Genomic DNA, 15,403 nt, shown 5'->3' on the forward strand with positions numbered 1-15,403 from the left:
GGTAAGTTCAGTCGGTCGGCGTGTGGCGATAGGCGGCGACGTCGCGTTCCTCCACCGTCGGCGCGCGATTGGACCACGCCTGCCGGATGTAGGTGACGACAGCAGCGACATCGGCATCGCTGAGCTGTTGCGCATATGGCGGCATCGAATACGGGCGCGGATTGCCTTGCGTCAACGGCGCAAATCCTCCCAGCAACACGGCGCGCGCGGCATTGATCCCCGTGGGCTCGACTACGGACGAATTGCCGTCGAGCGGCGGATAAACACCCGGTATGCCAGCGCCATTGTCGCCGTGACAGTTGGCGCATTGCTTGGCGTAAATATCGCGACCGCTATTCACCAATGATCCGCTATCGAAACTCGGTGCTACCGCGGCGAGCTTTGGTCGCGACGGCAACGATTGCAGATACGTTGCTATCGCTTTGAGGTCATCATCCTGCAGATACTGCGTGCTGTTGACCACCACATCGGCCATCGGCCCGAAAGCCGTTCCTTTGGACGATCGACCTGTCTTGAGCAAGTCGACGATATCCTGCTGCGTCCAGCCCTGCATGCCGCCGTTCGCTTGCGTGCTGAGATCGGGCGCATACCAGTCCTGCACCGGAATCCGTCCTCCGGACAGGATCGCGTTGCCCTGCAAACCGCCCAATGCGTCACGTTGCGCGTGACATTCGTTGCAATGTCCCAGCCCCTGCACGAGATATGCGCCCCGGTTCCATTCGGCCGACTGTGAAGGGTTGGGTTTGTAAACGCCCGGCTTGAAGTACAACGCGCGCCACGCAGTGAGTGCGCTACGCATGTTGTACGGGAAGTTGAGATCCAAGGGCGTGGGTGCCTGCGCAACGGGCGGCAAACTTTGCAGATAAGCGAAGATGGCGATGGCATCTTCGTGGGTGGTCTTGGTAAACGAAGTGTAGGAGAACACGGGGTACAACCGCTCGCCATCGATCCCGATACCTGTATGCAGCGCACGCCAGAAATCATCGAAACTCCAGCGACCTATTCCGTGCTCCGGATCCGGCGTAATGTTTGGTGCAGGAATGTTGCCAAATGGCGTCGGAATGACGCGGCCACCTGCATACGGCTCGCCACCCTGTTCCGTATGGCAAGACATGCAATCGCCGACGGTTGCCAGGTAGTGCCCCTTGGCGATCACGGCGGGATCTTTTAGCAGCGCGCTGACGTCTTGCCCCTCGATCAACGCGGACGATTCGTGCGTTGTATGCGCGCGCCACCACCATCCTGCAAGCACGATCACCAGCAAAACGACGGGAATCCAAAGCAAGCGCAGGTTTTTCATGCGCCGTCTCCCTGGCTGCCGAGCACGCCGCAGCGCAGCGGGGGTGTTATCGCGTTCGCGGCCTGAGGATGCACATCCGCAGGCACGGATTGACTGGCAAGCCACGCAGCGACCGCCGTGATGTCGTCCGGCGCAAGACGGCTGGCAATCTCGGACATGCAATCGGGTGCCTTCGACGCACGCGTGCCCGTTCGCCATGAGCCTAGCTGCGCGCTGATGTAGTCATAGGGCAAACCAACCAGCCCAGGCACAGACGGCTGTGTGCCGGTGAGCTGCTTGCCATGACAAGCCTGACATGGAGGCACCTTGCGCGATGGATCGCCCGACGTCACCAGCTGCTGGCCACGCTGAAGCACCGAAGGTGCAAGATCCGGCACCGACGAGCTTTGATAAGGCACCTGTTGTGCTGCGAAATACTCGGCGATCTCGTGCATGTATTCGGGGCTCAACTGGCGCACCGTGTATTCCATCGGTGCGTACTTGCGCAGGCCTCGCTGAAAGTTTTGCAATTGCAGCTCGAGATAGGCGACCGGCTTTCCTGCAAGCCTTGGAAAGAGGTCACCGTGTTGTGCGCCCTCGCCGTGCACACCGTGACACGTCGTGCACGCAGCAATACGTTGCTGAAGCGTATCGGGAACGGTCGGCGGATCGGCGTAGGCCACGCCGCCCAGAAGCAACCCGAACGGGAGCAGCCACCGCAGCGCGAGACAGAACTGGACCTTCCAGGCAGTCGTCTTCATGGGCAAAGTATAGGCCCGCCTCGTGCACGAACGGCAAGCTCTGCGGTTATGCTCAAGCTTCTGCGGCATCGTGTCATGCATCCATTCTGAGGCATCGTGCCACATACCTATCAATGGCCTTCGGAGATTTCCATGACCCGTCCGTCGCTCTTGTGCGCTGCACTCTCGCTTGCGTTATTGCCCGTCGTCTCCGCTGCCGCCCAGGACAACAGCCAATCGCTGCCCTGGCAAAGCGTGACCGAACTTCAGCAGAGCATGGATGCGGGCAAGCTCAATACCAAAACACTGGTTCGAGATGATCTGACGCGCATCCATCGCATCGATCAATCGGGTCCCGCCCTGCACTCCGTGCTCGAGCTCAATCCCGATGCATCGAAAATCGCCGCGCAGCTCGATGCGAAACGCACCCCATCGCACGGACCGTTGTATGGCATTCCGGTCTTGCTGAAGGACAACATCGATACCGGCGATCGCACACTGACCACCGCTGGATCGCTTGCCTTGGTGGAAGCGCCGGCGCCGAAAGACGCTGCCCTGGTGACGCGACTGCGCAGCGCCGGCGTGCTGATTCTTGGCAAGGCCAATCTCACCGAATGGGCCGATTTCCGCTCCAGCCACGCAAGCAGTGGATGGACGGGTCGCGGTGGGCAGACACGCAATCCGTACGCACTGGATCGTAATCCGTGTGGTTCCAGTTCCGGCTCCGCCGTTGCGGTGGCCGCTGGCATAGTGCCGGTGGCGGTTGGCTCGGAAACCGACGGCTCGATTATTTGCCCGGCATCGATGAACGGCATTGTCGGCATCAAACCAACGCTTGGTCTGGTGAGCCGCAGCGGCATTATTCCGATCAGCCACAACCAGGATACGGCCGGCCCGCTTGCACGTAATGTCTCCGACGCCGCCACGCTGCTCACGGTGATGGCCGGCAGCGATCCGAATGATCCCGCTACCGCCGATGCGGACAAACACGCGACCGATTACACGAAATTCCTCGACCCGAACGGACTGCGTGGTAAGCGCATCGGCGTCGTGCGCCAGCTTGCCGGCAATGAGCCAAACGCCGACCGTGTGCTAGAAGAAGCGATTGCCGCCATGCGTGCGCAAGGCGCAATCATCGTTGACCCGGTCACTCTTCCGCATCTCTCGGAACTGAGCGATCCGGAGATGACGGTGATGCTCTACGACTTCAAAAATGACCTCAACAACTACCTTGCCGGCCGCAAAGGCTTGCATATGAAAACACTGGCCGACCTGATCGCCTTCAACCAGCGCGAAGCCGCGGTAGAAATGCCATGGTTTGGCCAGGACCTGTTTGAGCAGGCGCAGAACAAAGGTCCGCTTACCGACAAGGTCTATCTCGATGCGCTAGCGAAGGCGAAGCAGTTGTCGGGGCCGGACGGTATCGACGCCGCACTTCAGCAGGGTCATCTGGATGCACTGCTGGCACCGTCGTGGGGCCCTGCGTACCTGACAGACCTGGTGTTGGGCGATCACATTGTCAGCGGCAATCCGACCATTGGCGGTGTGTCACAACCGGCCGCCGTCGCGGGCTATCCCTCCATCACCGTACCCGCTGGATGGGCGCATGGTTTGCCCGTTGGTATCGTGTTCTTCGGTACAAAATGGAGTGAGCCCGCGCTGATTTCGATTGCCTATGGCTTCGAACAACACACGCACGCGTGGCAAGCACCGAAGTTTCTCGATACGGTCGACGGAAAGCCGGTGGCTTTCGGGAAGTAATGCGATTGCTTCGCCGGTCATGGCGCGCTTGAGTTGAAGCATTCAACTCAAGCGCGCGAACTGGGTTCAACCCTTCTGCGATTTCCGCACGATCAACATCGCCAGCTCGAGCGACTGCTCGTAGTTCAGACGCGGATCGACCATCGACTTATAGGCGCGCTGCAGATCGGCCTCGCTCAAATCACGCGCGCCGCCCATGCATTCGGTGACATCTTCGCCAGTGAGCTCAAGATGCACACCGCCCAGGCGCGTACCTGCGGCAGCGTGAATATCGAACGCCTGATCCAGCTCGCTGCGAATGTTGTCGAAGCGACGCGTCTTGTATCCGTTGGAAGTGCTTTCGGTGTTGCCATGCATGGGATCGGCAACCCACAACACGCGACGGCCTTCTCGCTTCACCGCCTCCAATAGCGGCGGAAGTGCTGTAGCGATTTGCGCGTGGCCCATGCGATGGATCAACGTCAAACGCCCCGGTTCGTCTTCGGGATTGAGCGCATCGATCAACGGCAACAGCTGTGCTGGCGTGACGGAGGGACCAACCTTCACCGCGATCGGATTGCGAATGCCACGGAAGTATTCGACGTGCGCGCCATCGAGCGCAGCGGTACGCATACCAATCCACGGAAAATGTGTGGACAGATTGAACCAGCCGCGATGCCGTGGAACCTGCCTCGTAATCGCCTGTTCGTAATGCAGCAGCAATGCTTCGTGCGAGGTGAAAAAGTCCACACGTGTGAACCCGGCAATCGGGCCCGCGAGTGTTTCCATGAAACGTAGCGAATCACCGATGGCCCCTACCATGCGGCGGTATTCCGCGGCGAGCGGCGAATGCTCGACCCACGCCAAATCCCAATACTCAGGATGGTGCAAGTCGGCGAAACCGCCGTCGATCAGTGCACGTACGAAATTCATCGTCAGCGCGGAATGGGCGTGCGCGCGAATCAGACGTTGCGGATCGGGACGGCGTGCCTGAGCGGTGAATTCGGGACCGTTGATCACGTCGCCGCGGAAGCTTGGGAGTGTCACGCCATCGCGCGTCTCGGTATCGGCCGAACGCGGCTTGGCGTACTGACCGGCAAAGCGTCCCACGCGCAGCACCGGCTTCTTGAGCCCGTGCACCAGCACTAGACTCATCTGCAGCAGCACTTTCAAACGATTGGAGATGATCGGACTGGCACAGTCGGCAAAGCTCTCCGCGCAGTCACCGCCCTGAAGCAGGAAACGCTCACCGTCCTGTGCCTCGGCTAACGCCTGTTTTAGCGAAAGCACCTCCCAGGACGTGACCAGTGGCGGCAAACCTGCCAGCTCTCCGATCGCCTGGGCGAGCTCAACGGCGTCTTCGTAGTGCGGCTGCTGCAAGGCAACGCGTTGCTGCCAGGACGTAGGGGTCCAGCTAGGGTGATCTTGCTTGATGCTTACTGCCTGGCTCATAACCGCAATCTCTGGGGTGCTCGCTGCAGGGTCGCGCGAATGGCCCACACAGATAAAAGGATGTACCACAACACCGTCCAGAATGGCATCGGCAAGCCGAGAATCGGCTGGATCTTGGCGCACTCGCCGGAGCCGGTGAACACGATTTTCAGCATCTTCGACAACGGAAACGCATCCAGCAAGTAGCTCAGACCGGGACCACAGGATGGGAGCTGATCAGGCGGCAGCGACTGTATCCATAGATGGCGCCCTGCCACGGCCAGGCCGAACAACGCGCCCAAGAGGACAAACCCGGTGTAAAACCAGCGGCCGGCTCCGGATGGCGAATGCAACGCACCTAGCAGGAAGAAAATGCCCATCACGATGAAGCCTATGCGTTGAAAAATGCACAGCGGACACGGATCCATGCCCCAAACATATTGAGCATAGAGCGCAAAACCCAGCAGGGCGGCACAGATCAGGAAACCGACGAAGAAACTGGCGCGGTACGACCAGCGAAGAGGATTCATGGTAGGTGCGGGGGTAAGGACGGAGCGCTGACATTACCCGCTCACCGGGACGCTGTCAGTAGGGCCGAATGCATAGGAACTAAAAACACAAACCCCGGTCAGCTACCCGACCGGGGTTTGTGTTTGGACGTCCAAACGAAGCTGGACGAATTTATTCGGCGTCGACCGCTTCAGTGCGCGGGCGATCGACCAGTTCGACATACGCCATCGGTGCGTTGTCGCCCGGGCGGAAGCCGCACTTGAGGATACGCAGGTAGCCGCCGGGACGCTCGCGATAACGCGGGCCGAGTTCCACGAACAGCTTGCCCACGGCCTGCTTGTCGCGCAGACGGGCAAACGCCAAACGGCGATTAGCCACACCATCCACCTTGGACAGCGTGATCAGCGGCTCGGCAATGCGGCGCAGTTCCTTGGCTTTCGGCAGCGTCGTGCGGATCAGCTCATGCTTGATCAGCGACGAGGCCATATTCTTGAACATCGCTTCGCGATGACTACTGGTTCGGTTGAGCTTACGCCCGGATTTCATGTGACGCATGATGAGACTCTCTTGTCTGTTGTTATGAAAAACCGGTCCGTTATGGCCGGATTTCCGCGGGTTTCCCGCTGTTGAAGCCCTTGGTGAAACGGGCTCTTATTAAGAGTGCGGCCATGGATGGCCGCTTCTGGCATTTGGTGGAGGAAAGACACGCACACCCACCGCTACCTAGCTACTACTGCGATCAAGAAGGATCGCAAAAATGAAACGCGCCGCGATGAAAGCGGCTTTTCGAGACGGACGGGTGCGCCAGAGGCGCTCCCGTCGTTACTTAATACAAACTATCAACCCAGCTGCATGCCGTGCGAGAGGCCCGGCGGCGGCCAGTTTTCAAGCTTCATGCCCAAGGCTAGACCACGCACGCCGAGGACATCTTTGATTTCCGTGAGCGACTTCTTGCCAAGATTCGGCGTCTTCAGCAGCTCGACTTCGGTCTTCTGAACCAGATCGCCGATGTAGTAGATGCTCTCGGCCTTCAGACAGTTCGCCGAACGCACGGTGAGCTCCAGATCGTCGATCGGGCGCAGCAGGAGCGGATCGAAACCGCCCTTCTCTGCCTTGTCCGTGGCGCTCTCGCGGCGCGAGAAGTCACCGAACACCGACAGCTGATCGTTGAGGATTTCAGCAGCTTTGCGCACCGCATCTTCCGCACCGATGGTGCCGTTGGTTTCGATGTCCAGCACGAGCTTGTCGAGGTTGGTGCGCTGCTCGACACGAGCCGCATCCACTTCGTAAGCCACGCGCAGCACCGGCGCAAACGAGGCGTCGAGTTGCAGACGACCGATCGGGCGAGCTTCGTCATCCGGATGCTGGCGCAGGCTGGCCGGCTGATAGCCGACGCCGCGACGCACCTTCAGACGCATGTTCAGCGCGATGTCCTTGGTGAGGTGGCAAATCACATGTTCCGGATTGATGATTTCCACCGAGTGATCGACGGCGATGTCGCCAGCCGTGACCACACCCTTGCCCTTCTTGGACAGGGTCAGGGTGACTTCATCACCCGTATGCTGACGAATCGCCACTTCCTTGAGGTTCAGCAGGACTTCGATCACGTCCTCCTGCAGACCTTCCAGGGTGGTGTATTCGTGCAGCACGCCATCAATTTCAACCTCGACGATGGCACTGCCAGGGATCGAGGAGAGCAGCACGCGGCGAAGCGCGTTGCCCAGTGTGTGGCCAAAGCCACGCTCGAGCGGCTCCACCACCACCTTGGCGCGATTCGGTCCGAGCTGCTCGACGTTGAGGCCGCGTGGCCGCAACACGCTAGTTGACGAAACTGCCATGCAGTGCTCCGGTTAATTACTTCGAATAAAGCTCGACGATCAGCGCTTCGTTGATGTCGGTCGGCAGGTCTGCGCGATCCGGCACCGACTTGAACGTGCCGGCGAACTTCTTGCTGTCTACTTCCACCCACTGCGGGCGCAGATCCATCGTGTCGAACACGGTGCTGGCTTCCTGCACGCGCAGCTGATTGCGCGCACGCTCAGCCAAGGCAATCTCGTCACCCGGGCGAACCTGGTAGGACGGGATGTTGACCTTCTTGCCGTTGACCAGAATGGCCTTGTGCGACACGAGCTGGCGAGCCTGGGCGCGAGTGACCGCAAAACCCATGCGGTAAACAACGTTGTCCAGACGGCTTTCGAGCAGGCGCAGCAGGTTTTCACCCGTATTGCCTTTCAGGGTCGACGCCTTGGTGTAGTAGTTGCTGAACTGACGCTCGAGCACACCGTAAATGCGCTTGACCTTCTGCTTTTCACGCAGCTGAACAGCATAGTCGGACATGCGTGCGCGCTTGTTGGCGCCATGCTGACCGGGCTTGTTCTCCAGCTTGCACTTGGAATCGATTGCGCGCGCCGGGCTCTTCAGGCTCAGGTCCGAACCTTCACGACGCGCGAGTTTGCAGGTAGCTCCACGATAACGTGCCATGGTTATGCTCCTTAGACGCGACGTTTCTTGGGGGGACGGCAGCCGTTATGCGGAATCGGCGTGACATCGATAATGTTCAGAACTTTGTAGCCGAGGGCGTTCAGCGAACGCACCGCCGACTCACGGCCAGGGCCTGGACCCTTGATCCGCACTTCCACCGTCTTCACGCCGTATTCGCCCGCTGCGCGGCCAGCCTTCTCGGCGGCAACCTGAGCAGCAAACGGGGTCGACTTACGCGAGCCGCGGAAACCCGCGCCGCCGGCAGTCGCCCAGGACAGGGCATTACCCTGACGATCGGTGATCGTGATGATGGTGTTGTTAAAAGATGCCTGCACGTGCGCCACCGCATCGGTGACAACGCGCTTGATCTTCTTCTTGGTCTTAACTGGCTTTGCCATGTTCGGAATCCGTTACTTCTTGATCGCGCGACGGGGACCCTTGCGGGTACGTGCGTTGGTACGCGTGCGCTGGCCGCGCACCGGCAGGCCACGACGGTGGCGCAGACCGCGGTAGCAACCCAGGTCCATCAAACGCTTGATGGCCATGCCGACTTCGCGGCGCAGGTCGCCTTCCACGACGTATTTGGCGACTTCGTGGCGGATCTTCTCCACCTCGCCTTCGCTCAGCGATTTAATCGGCGTGGTGGGAACCACACCTGCGTCCGCACAGACCTTCTTGGCCCGGCTGCGGCCGATACCAAAGATGCTCTGCAGGCCAACCCAGACGTGTTTCTGGACCGGCAAATTGACACCCGCAATGCGCGCCATGATGTACTTTCTCCGATGCTTTCTTGCGCGGTAAACGCGCAATTCTAACTTGAATCAAACTCTCAGGAAAGCCCTGCGGCACCCAGTGCCGCCGCTTCCCACCCGTGCCTCACTGCAGCCTCAGCCGCGGCGCAGATTGGCCTTTTTGAGCAAACCTTCGTACTGATGGCTGTAGAGATGTGCCGTCACCTGCGCGGTGAAGTCCATCACCACCACCACTACGATCAGCAGCGACGTGCCGCCGAAGTAGAACGGAACATGCCACGCGTTCTGCATGAACGTTGGCACCAGACAGACCAGCACGAGGTAGAGGGCGCCCACACCGGTCAGACGGGTCATGACAGAGTCGATGTACTCAGCCGTCGAGCGACCCGGGCGAATACCCGGAATCAGCGCGCCAGACCGCTTGAGGTTATCGGCCGTGTCTTGCGAGTTGAAAACGATTGCCGTGTAGAAGAAGGCAAACGTAATCACCAGCACTGCATAAATGATGTCGTACAGCGGTTCGCCAGGCGTCAGCGCCTGAACGACGTTCGTCAACCAGCGCGACTGGTGGCTCGCATTGCCCCAAGTCGCCGCCATCGCCGGGAACATCAGAATACTGTTCGCGAAGATCGGTGGAATCACACCCGACATATTGATTTTGAGCGGTAGGTGGGACGTCTGGTTCATGTAAGAACGCTGACCACCCGACCGCCTTGCGTAATTCACGGTGATGCGTCGCTGTGCCCGCTCCATGAACACCACGAACGCAGTCACCGCCAGTACCATTCCGCAAACCGTTACAAGCGGCAGCGTATTGAGTTCACCGTTGCTTGCCATGCCCAGCGTGTGCGCCACGGCATTCGGTAAACCCGCCACGATACCCGCGAAAATCAGCAGCGAAATACCGTTACCGATACCGCGCTCGGTCATCTGCTCGCCCAGCCACATCAGGAACATCGATCCCGCTGTGAGGCCCACGACCGTCGACAGTATGAAGCCGAAACCCGGCGTGTAGACCACCGGCCCAACCGCACTGGTCTGCTTCATCAACGCTGCCGCGATACCGAAAGCCTGGAATGCCGAAAGACCAACGGTGCCAAAACGGGTGTACATCGTCAGCGTGCGTTGACCCGACTGACCTTCCTTGCGCAATGCCTGCAAGCTCGGAATAACCGAACCCATCATCTGCACCACAATCGACGCAGAGATATAAGGCACCACGCCAAGCGCAAACACTGACAAACGTCCCAGCGAACCACCCGAGAACATGTTGAACATGTCCAGGATGCCGCCACTCTGACCAATCAGAGCCGCCATGGCGTCCGGGTTTACACCCGGCACCGGAATGAACGAGCCGAGGCGGAACACAATCAGCGCACCGATCACAAAGAAAATGCGCTGACGAAGCTCGGTCAATTTACCGAGCGATCCGACAGATGTGCCCTTGGCTGCGGCCACGTGTGATTACTCCACGCTGCCGCCGGCCGCTTCGATGGCCGTCTTGGCACCGGCAGTCGCCAGCAGACCCGACAGCTTCACCGCACGACCAATCTCACCCTTGGCGACGACCTTGACCTTCTTGGCGCGACTGTCGATCAGGCCAGCCTGATGCAGCACGACCGGATCGATCACGTCAGCCTTAAGCGCAGCCAACTGATACAGGAACACTTCCTGGCTCTCTGCTTTCTTCAGCGAGCGGAAGCCCACCTTCGGCAGGCGGCGCTGCAGCGGCATCTGACCGCCTTCGAAACCATACTTGTGGGTACCACCGGCGCGGGCATGTTGACCCTTGTGGCCGCGGCCAGCGGTCTTGCCCAGACCCGAACCGATACCGCGACCGACGCGCAGACGCGTCTTGCGCGAACCAGCAGCTGGCTTGATGTCATTAAGACGCATGATGCTTACTCCTCGACCCGCACCAGGTAATAGACCGTGTTGATAAGGCCACGCACTTGCGGGCTATCCTTCAATTCACGGACATCGTTGAGCTTGCTCAGGCCGAGCGCCTTGACGCTCAAGCGATGCCGGCTCTGTACACCGCGCAGGCCCTTGACCAGGCGGACGCGGACGTTCTTATCGTTGTTAGCCATTGCCCAGCACCTCTTCCACGGTCTTGCCACGCTTGGCAGCGATCTGCTTCGGCGAGGCAACGGCCTGCAGGCCCTTAATGGTGGCGCGAACCAAGTTGATCGGATTGCGCGAACCAACAGCCTTGGCTAGCACATTCTTCACACCGACCACTTCCAACACAGCGCGCATGGCGCCGCCGGCGATTACGCCGGTACCTTCGGAAGCCGGCTGCATGAACACGCGAGCCGCACCGTGATTGGCCTTGATGGCGTACCACAGCGTGCCGTTATTCAGGTCGATGCTCACCATGTTGCGGCGCGCACGTTCCATCGCCTTGGAGATGGCGACCGGCACTTCGCGCGCCTTGCCATAACCGAAGCCAACCTTGCCCTCGCCGTCGCCGACCACGGTCAGCGCGGTAAAGCTCATCTGGCGGCCACCCTTGACGGTCTTGGCCACGCGGTTAACGGCAATCAGCTTCTCGAGCAGGCCGTCTGAATTTTCGCGATCGTTAGAAGACATATCTTTTCCGTATGCCCGGACCATCCGGGACTTTTACTTGCGGCTGGGCCGCTTGGAGTTGTTGTTGTGTCTTGCTTAGAACTTGAGGCCCGCTTCGCGGGCGGCATCGGCAAGCGCCTTGATGCGACCGTGATAGCGGAAACCGGAGCGATCGAACGCAACAGCTTCAATACCCGCAGCCTTGGCGCGCTCAGCAATCGCCTTGCCCACTGCAGCAGCAGCTGTCAGGTTCTTGGTGCCCTTCAAACCTTCTGCGACCGACTTCTGTACGGTCGACGCGGCAGCCACCACCTTCTCGCCCGAGGCGTCGAACACCTGGGCGTAGAGATGCTGGCCGGTGCGATGCACGGACAAACGCGCTACGGCGAGCTTGCGGATGTGCGAGCGCGTGGACTTGGCGCGGCGCAGACGAGCTTCATTCTTGTTCATCATGTGTCTCCAGAAAGCGGATCGGCTAGTTAGCGGAGTGAGCCGCTATTACGCCTTCTTGGCTTCCTTAATGGTGATCTTCTCGCCCGAGTAACGAACGCCCTTGCCCTTATAGGGTTCCGGCGGACGGTAACCACGGATCTTGGCAGCGACTTCGCCCACCAGCTGCTTGTCCGAACCCTTGATCAGGATTTCGGTCTGCGTCGGGGTTTCAATGCTGATGCCTTCCGGCGCATTGAAGACCACCGGGTGCGAGAAGCCCAGGCTCAGGTTCAGCGCTTTGCCGGCCATCGATGCGCGGTAACCCACGCCGACGAGCTCCAGCTTGCGCTCGTAACCTTCGGAAACGCCCTTGATCATGTTCGCAAGCAGCGCGCGAGCGGTACCGCCGAACTTGTCATCCGCGCCTTCGGCGACCTGGATGTTGACGGTGCCGTTGTCATTGGCCACAGACACGCCCGGCAAGGCATGGATGGACAGGGCGCCCTTCGGGCCCTTCACGGCGATGCTGTCTTCCGCAATCTTGAGCTCAACGCCCTTCGGCAGCGAAATCGGTTTCTTAGCAACACGGGACATCGGAGGCTCCTTACGCGACCAGGCCGATGACTTCGCCGCCCACGCCTTGAGCGCGGGCCTGCTTGTCGGTCAACAGACCGGCGGAAGTCGAGATAATCGAAATGCCCAGACCGCCCAGCACCTTCGGCAGTTCACCCTTGCCGCGGTACACACGCAGACCGGAACGGCTGATGCGCTCGATGCGCTCGATGGCCGGACGGCCTTCGAAATACTTGAGCTTGATCTCGAGCACCGGCTTACCTTCCTGAGAGGAAGTCTTGGCGTCGAGGATGTAGCCCTCGTTCTTGAGAAGGTCGGCAAGCGCCACCTTCAGCTTCGACGACGGCATGCTTACGGCCTGCTTGCCCGTAGCTTGGGCATTGCGGATACGCGTAAACAGATCGGCGATGGGATCAGTCATGCTCATGAAAAACTTCCTTCAGAGTGCACCGATATCCGATAAAACCGGAAATCAATATTGAGTTGTGGGCCGCCACGGGGCGGTCTGCAGCACGCAGACCGTCAACTATAGCAGCCTTTTCCGGTTTTTGCGAATAGCGATGCTTCAAAGTCGCATCGACGGCGGCGCGTTACCACGCCGCCGGGTTTGGCGCCCCACCCAAACGCAGGGCTGCCTTAAAACGATTACCAGCTGGCCTTACGCAGGCCGGGCACGTCACCACGCATGGTGGCTTCGCGCAGCTTGTTACGGCCTAGGCCGAACTTGCGGTACACGCCACGCGGGCGGCCCGACAGTTCGCAACGGTTACGCTGACGGCTGGGGCTGGCGTCACGCGGCAGCTTCTGCAGCTTGGTCTGCGCTTCCATCTTGTCCTCGTAGGAGGACTTCGGGCTCAGCACGATCGCCTTCAATTCGGCGCGCTTGGCAGCGTACTTCTTGACGATTTTGGTCCGCTTGATATCGCGGTTAACCATTGAGGTCTTGGCCATGGATTCTCTCGCGTATCAGTTGCGGAACGGGAAGCTGAAGGCTTCCAGCAGCGCTTTGGCTTCTTCGTCGGACTTGGCGGTGGTGGTGATGGAGATGTCCATACCGCGCATCGCGTCGATTGCGTCGAAGTCGATTTCCGGGAAGATGATCTGTTCCTTGATGCCAAAGTTGTAGTTACCACGGCCATCGAAGGCGCGACCCGACACGCCGCGGAAGTCGCGGACGCGGGGAAGCGAAATGTTGATCAGGCGATCCAGGAATTCCCACATCTGGGCGCGGCGCAAGGTGACCTTGCAGCCGATCGGCCAGCCGTCGCGGATCTTGAACGAGGCCACGGATACGCGCGCCTTGGTCGTGATCGGCTTCTGACCGGCAATCTTGGTCATATCCGCCACGGCATTTTCGAGCACTTTCTTGTTGCCCGCGGCTTCGCCCACGCCCATGTTCAGCGTGATCTTGGTGATGCGGGGAACCTGCATCACGTTCTGGTAACCAAAACGCTCGGTGAGCTTCTGGATGACCTGTTCTTTGTAAAAGTTTTCAAGGCGCGTCATGACTTGTGTTCCTTACGCGTCCACGACCTCGCCATTCGAACGGTACACGCGGACCTTGCGCCCATCACTGAGCGTTTTGGCACCAACGCGTTCACCCTTGTTCGTGGCGGGGTTGAACAGCTGCACATTAGAAATATGGATCGAAGCTTCACGCTCGACGATGCCGCCCGGCTGGTTGGCCTGCGGATTCGCCTTGGTGTGACGCTTGACCAGGTTGACGTTGGAGACGAACACGCGATCGCCTTCAACGCGCAGCACGTCGCCGCGCTGACCTTTGTTTTTACCGGTGATCACGAGGACCTGATCACCCTTGCGGATACGGTTCATGGTTCTTCTCCGCCTCAGAGCACTTCGGGTGCGAGCGAGACGATCTTCATGAACTTCTCGCCGCGCAGCTCACGAGTCACGGGCCCGAAGATACGGGTGCCGATCGGCTCGAGCTTGTTGTTGAGGAGTACGGCCGCGTTACCGTCGAAACGGATCAGCGAACCGTCGGCGCGGCGCACACCCTTGGCGGTACGAACCACCACGGCGTTGTACACCTCACCCTTCTTCACCTTGCCACGCGGGATGGCATCTTTCACGGTGACTTTGATCACGTCACCGATCGCGGCGTAACGGCGCTTGGAGCCGCCGAGCACCTTGATGCACATCAGTTCCTTGGCGCCGCTGTTGTCGGCGGCGGAAAGCGTGCTTTGCATCTGGATCATAGCTGCACCCTCCCCTTACGCTTCGGCGCGCGTGACGATTTCGACCACGCGGTGATGTTTGGTTTTAGAAAGCGGACGGCATTCCGCAATGCGCACCACGTCGCCCTCGTTCGCGCCGATGTCGTTCTGCGCGTGGAGCTTGGTGGAACGACGCACGATCTTGCCCAGCAGCGGATGCTGCACCTGGCGTTCGATCAGTACGGTGACCGTCTTTTCCATCTTGTTGCTAATGACGCGGCCCTCAAGGGTGCGCGCCTGCTTGGTGTTGTCGCTCATGTCGGCCGTCCCTTACTTCTTGCCGCCGAGCACGAACTTCGTGCGGGCGATGTCGCGCCGAACACGGCGCAGTTGGTGCGGCTGGCTGAGCTGACCGGTGCCTTTCTGCATGCGCAGATTGAACTGCTCCTTGCGAAGGTCCAGCAGATGCTGCTTCAGCTCGTCGGCCGACTTGTTGTTGATATCTTTGGTGGCCATCACATCACCGCCCTGGAGACAAACTGGGTCTGCACCGACAACTTGGCAGCGGCCAGGCGGAATGCCTCGCGCGCGGTTGCCTCGTCGACACCCTCGATTTCATAAAGCATGCGGCCTGGCTGGATCGGTGCGACCCAGTACTCCACACCACCCTTACCGGCGCCCATTCGGACTTCGATCGGCTTCTTGGTGATCGGCTTGTCC

Annotated in this window: 24 protein-coding genes; 1 reads left to right on the forward strand and 23 read right to left on the reverse strand. The window is 59.9% G+C overall.

The genetic code is table 11. The features are described 5' to 3' along the window. Positions 1-7: 7 nt before the first annotated feature. Together VK725_RS13850 and VK725_RS13855 are read right to left on the reverse strand one after the other, a co-directional pair. Positions 8-1,300, reverse strand: coding sequence for a cytochrome c (locus VK725_RS13850; RefSeq protein WP_325318644.1), 1,293 nt, complete (start codon positions 1,298-1,300; stop codon positions 8-10). After that, positions 1,297-2,040: a c-type cytochrome gene (locus VK725_RS13855; RefSeq protein ID WP_325318645.1), complete on the reverse strand. Its 744-nt coding sequence runs from the start codon at positions 2,038-2,040 to the stop codon at positions 1,297-1,299. Before VK725_RS13855 ends, VK725_RS13850 begins: the two co-directional genes overlap by 4 nt. 132 nt (positions 2,041-2,172) lie before the next feature. On the opposite strand from VK725_RS13855, the gene VK725_RS13860 reads away from it, so the two are divergent. Further along, positions 2,173-3,780 (forward strand): amidase, encoded by a 1,608-nt coding sequence (locus VK725_RS13860; protein WP_325318646.1) that lies wholly within the window; start codon positions 2,173-2,175, stop codon positions 3,778-3,780. A 66-nt stretch (positions 3,781-3,846) separates the two neighbouring features. Here the strand turns inward: VK725_RS13860 and VK725_RS13865 are convergent, their stop codons facing one another. The 21 genes from VK725_RS13865 to rplP form a co-directional block, all read right to left on the reverse strand. Continuing rightward, on the reverse strand, positions 3,847-5,211 hold the full coding sequence (locus VK725_RS13865) for a class II 3-deoxy-7-phosphoheptulonate synthase (RefSeq protein WP_325318647.1): 1,365 nt from the start codon (positions 5,209-5,211) through the stop codon (positions 3,847-3,849). After that, positions 5,208-5,720 (reverse strand): disulfide bond formation protein B, encoded by a 513-nt coding sequence (locus VK725_RS13870; protein ID WP_325318648.1) that lies wholly within the window; start codon positions 5,718-5,720, stop codon positions 5,208-5,210. Before VK725_RS13870 ends, VK725_RS13865 begins: the two co-directional genes overlap by 4 nt. Before the next feature lie 151 nt (positions 5,721-5,871). Beyond that, complete coding sequence (rplQ, locus tag VK725_RS13875; protein ID WP_325318649.1) at positions 5,872-6,255, reverse strand: 50S ribosomal protein L17; 384 nt, start codon at positions 6,253-6,255, stop codon at positions 5,872-5,874. Positions 6,256-6,539: 284 nt separating this feature from the next. Then, positions 6,540-7,538 carry a DNA-directed RNA polymerase subunit alpha gene (locus tag VK725_RS13880; protein ID WP_325318650.1) on the reverse strand — a complete coding sequence of 333 codons (999 nt, stop codon included), beginning with the start codon at positions 7,536-7,538 and terminating at the stop codon, positions 6,540-6,542. A gap of 16 nt (positions 7,539-7,554) precedes the next feature. After that, positions 7,555-8,181 (reverse strand): 30S ribosomal protein S4, encoded by a 627-nt coding sequence (gene rpsD, locus VK725_RS13885; protein WP_325318651.1) that lies wholly within the window; start codon positions 8,179-8,181, stop codon positions 7,555-7,557. A gap of 11 nt (positions 8,182-8,192) precedes the next feature. Beyond that, positions 8,193-8,579, reverse strand: a complete 387-nt coding sequence (gene rpsK / locus VK725_RS13890; protein WP_126673155.1) for a 30S ribosomal protein S11 — start codon at positions 8,577-8,579, stop codon at positions 8,193-8,195. A 12-nt stretch (positions 8,580-8,591) separates the two neighbouring features. Next, positions 8,592-8,948 (reverse strand): 30S ribosomal protein S13, encoded by a 357-nt coding sequence (gene rpsM / locus VK725_RS13895; protein ID WP_126673156.1) that lies wholly within the window; start codon positions 8,946-8,948, stop codon positions 8,592-8,594. Positions 8,949-9,068: 120 nt separating this feature from the next. Further along, entirely contained in the window at positions 9,069-10,391 is a 1,323-nt protein-coding gene (gene secY, locus VK725_RS13900; protein ID WP_325318652.1) for a preprotein translocase subunit SecY, read from the reverse strand. Between the two features lie 6 nt (positions 10,392-10,397). Then, complete coding sequence (rplO, locus tag VK725_RS13905) at positions 10,398-10,829, reverse strand: 50S ribosomal protein L15 (RefSeq protein ID WP_325318653.1); 432 nt, start codon at positions 10,827-10,829, stop codon at positions 10,398-10,400. A gap of 5 nt (positions 10,830-10,834) precedes the next feature. Further along, positions 10,835-11,023 (reverse strand): 50S ribosomal protein L30, encoded by a 189-nt coding sequence (gene rpmD, locus VK725_RS13910; protein ID WP_325318654.1) that lies wholly within the window; start codon positions 11,021-11,023, stop codon positions 10,835-10,837. Further along, positions 11,016-11,525 (reverse strand): 30S ribosomal protein S5, encoded by a 510-nt coding sequence (gene rpsE, locus VK725_RS13915; protein ID WP_325318655.1) that lies wholly within the window; start codon positions 11,523-11,525, stop codon positions 11,016-11,018. Before rpsE ends, rpmD begins: the two co-directional genes overlap by 8 nt. A 75-nt stretch (positions 11,526-11,600) precedes the next feature. Then, positions 11,601-11,954 (reverse strand): 50S ribosomal protein L18, encoded by a 354-nt coding sequence (gene rplR / locus VK725_RS13920; RefSeq protein WP_284400464.1) that lies wholly within the window; start codon positions 11,952-11,954, stop codon positions 11,601-11,603. A 48-nt stretch (positions 11,955-12,002) separates the two neighbouring features. Beyond that, the gene (gene rplF / locus VK725_RS13925; RefSeq protein ID WP_325318656.1) at positions 12,003-12,530 is read right to left on the reverse strand and encodes a 50S ribosomal protein L6; all 528 of its coding nucleotides are present in this window, start codon (positions 12,528-12,530) and stop codon (positions 12,003-12,005) included. Positions 12,531-12,540: 10 nt separating this feature from the next. Continuing rightward, the gene (gene rpsH, locus VK725_RS13930) at positions 12,541-12,936 is read right to left on the reverse strand and encodes a 30S ribosomal protein S8 (RefSeq protein WP_126673163.1); all 396 of its coding nucleotides are present in this window, start codon (positions 12,934-12,936) and stop codon (positions 12,541-12,543) included. Positions 12,937-13,154: 218 nt separating this feature from the next. After that, positions 13,155-13,460 (reverse strand): 30S ribosomal protein S14, encoded by a 306-nt coding sequence (gene rpsN / locus VK725_RS13935; RefSeq protein WP_325318657.1) that lies wholly within the window; start codon positions 13,458-13,460, stop codon positions 13,155-13,157. Positions 13,461-13,475: 15 nt separating this feature from the next. After that, a complete protein-coding gene (gene rplE, locus VK725_RS13940) occupies positions 13,476-14,015 on the reverse strand; it encodes a 50S ribosomal protein L5 (RefSeq protein ID WP_126673165.1) in 540 nt (179 codons plus the stop codon). A 12-nt stretch (positions 14,016-14,027) separates the two neighbouring features. Then, complete coding sequence (gene rplX / locus VK725_RS13945; protein WP_325318658.1) at positions 14,028-14,342, reverse strand: 50S ribosomal protein L24; 315 nt, start codon at positions 14,340-14,342, stop codon at positions 14,028-14,030. Between the two features lie 14 nt (positions 14,343-14,356). Then, positions 14,357-14,725 (reverse strand): 50S ribosomal protein L14, encoded by a 369-nt coding sequence (gene rplN, locus VK725_RS13950; RefSeq protein ID WP_115477106.1) that lies wholly within the window; start codon positions 14,723-14,725, stop codon positions 14,357-14,359. A 15-nt stretch (positions 14,726-14,740) separates the two neighbouring features. Continuing rightward, complete coding sequence (gene rpsQ / locus VK725_RS13955; RefSeq protein WP_115477107.1) at positions 14,741-15,001, reverse strand: 30S ribosomal protein S17; 261 nt, start codon at positions 14,999-15,001, stop codon at positions 14,741-14,743. Between the two features lie 12 nt (positions 15,002-15,013). Beyond that, the gene (gene rpmC, locus VK725_RS13960; RefSeq protein ID WP_325318659.1) at positions 15,014-15,199 is read right to left on the reverse strand and encodes a 50S ribosomal protein L29; all 186 of its coding nucleotides are present in this window, start codon (positions 15,197-15,199) and stop codon (positions 15,014-15,016) included. Then, positions 15,199-15,403, reverse strand: a 205-nt coding sequence (gene rplP / locus VK725_RS13965) for a 50S ribosomal protein L16 (RefSeq protein WP_325318660.1), incomplete at its 5' end; no start/stop codon positions are given. The genes rpmC and rplP, both read right to left, overlap by 1 nt.

Source organism: Dyella sp. (genome assembly GCF_035486915.1).
In the GTDB taxonomy this organism is placed as follows: domain Bacteria; phylum Pseudomonadota; class Gammaproteobacteria; order Xanthomonadales; family Rhodanobacteraceae; genus Dyella_B.

What these genes read in the sequence shown, in the direction of transcription:
- rplR (WP_284400464.1), bottom strand. Translation starts at nt 11,954, where the DNA reads ATGAACAAGAATGAAGCTCGTCTGCGCCGCGCCAAGTCCACGCGCTCG.
- VK725_RS13860 (WP_325318646.1), top strand. Translation starts at nt 2,173, where the DNA reads ATGACCCGTCCGTCGCTCTTGTGCGCTGCACTCTCGCTTGCGTTATTG.
- VK725_RS13865 (WP_325318647.1), bottom strand. Translation starts at nt 5,211, where the DNA reads ATGAGCCAGGCAGTAAGCATCAAGCAAGATCACCCTAGCTGGACCCCT.
- VK725_RS13855 (WP_325318645.1), bottom strand. Translation starts at nt 2,040, where the DNA reads ATGAAGACGACTGCCTGGAAGGTCCAGTTCTGTCTCGCGCTGCGGTGG.
- rpsE (WP_325318655.1), bottom strand. Translation starts at nt 11,525, where the DNA reads ATGTCTTCTAACGATCGCGAAAATTCAGACGGCCTGCTCGAGAAGCTG.
- VK725_RS13870 (WP_325318648.1), bottom strand. Translation starts at nt 5,720, where the DNA reads ATGAATCCTCTTCGCTGGTCGTACCGCGCCAGTTTCTTCGTCGGTTTC.
- rplE (WP_126673165.1), bottom strand. Translation starts at nt 14,015, where the DNA reads ATGACGCGCCTTGAAAACTTTTACAAAGAACAGGTCATCCAGAAGCTC.
- rplN (WP_115477106.1), bottom strand. Translation starts at nt 14,725, where the DNA reads ATGATCCAGATGCAAAGCACGCTTTCCGCCGCCGACAACAGCGGCGCC.
- rpsH (WP_126673163.1), bottom strand. Translation starts at nt 12,936, where the DNA reads ATGAGCATGACTGATCCCATCGCCGATCTGTTTACGCGTATCCGCAAT.
- rpmD (WP_325318654.1), bottom strand. Translation starts at nt 11,023, where the DNA reads ATGGCTAACAACGATAAGAACGTCCGCGTCCGCCTGGTCAAGGGCCTG.
- rpsM (WP_126673156.1), bottom strand. Translation starts at nt 8,948, where the DNA reads ATGGCGCGCATTGCGGGTGTCAATTTGCCGGTCCAGAAACACGTCTGG.
- rpsN (WP_325318657.1), bottom strand. Translation starts at nt 13,460, where the DNA reads ATGGCCAAGACCTCAATGGTTAACCGCGATATCAAGCGGACCAAAATC.
- rplF (WP_325318656.1), bottom strand. Translation starts at nt 12,530, where the DNA reads ATGTCCCGTGTTGCTAAGAAACCGATTTCGCTGCCGAAGGGCGTTGAG.
- rpsQ (WP_115477107.1), bottom strand. Translation starts at nt 15,001, where the DNA reads ATGAGCGACAACACCAAGCAGGCGCGCACCCTTGAGGGCCGCGTCATT.
- rplQ (WP_325318649.1), bottom strand. Translation starts at nt 6,255, where the DNA reads ATGCGTCACATGAAATCCGGGCGTAAGCTCAACCGAACCAGTAGTCAT.
- rplX (WP_325318658.1), bottom strand. Translation starts at nt 14,342, where the DNA reads ATGAACCGTATCCGCAAGGGTGATCAGGTCCTCGTGATCACCGGTAAA.
- VK725_RS13850 (WP_325318644.1), bottom strand. Translation starts at nt 1,300, where the DNA reads ATGAAAAACCTGCGCTTGCTTTGGATTCCCGTCGTTTTGCTGGTGATC.
- rpsD (WP_325318651.1), bottom strand. Translation starts at nt 8,181, where the DNA reads ATGGCACGTTATCGTGGAGCTACCTGCAAACTCGCGCGTCGTGAAGGT.
- rplO (WP_325318653.1), bottom strand. Translation starts at nt 10,829, where the DNA reads ATGCGTCTTAATGACATCAAGCCAGCTGCTGGTTCGCGCAAGACGCGT.
- rpsK (WP_126673155.1), bottom strand. Translation starts at nt 8,579, where the DNA reads ATGGCAAAGCCAGTTAAGACCAAGAAGAAGATCAAGCGCGTTGTCACC.
- VK725_RS13880 (WP_325318650.1), bottom strand. Translation starts at nt 7,538, where the DNA reads ATGGCAGTTTCGTCAACTAGCGTGTTGCGGCCACGCGGCCTCAACGTC.
- rpmC (WP_325318659.1), bottom strand. Translation starts at nt 15,199, where the DNA reads ATGGCCACCAAAGATATCAACAACAAGTCGGCCGACGAGCTGAAGCAG.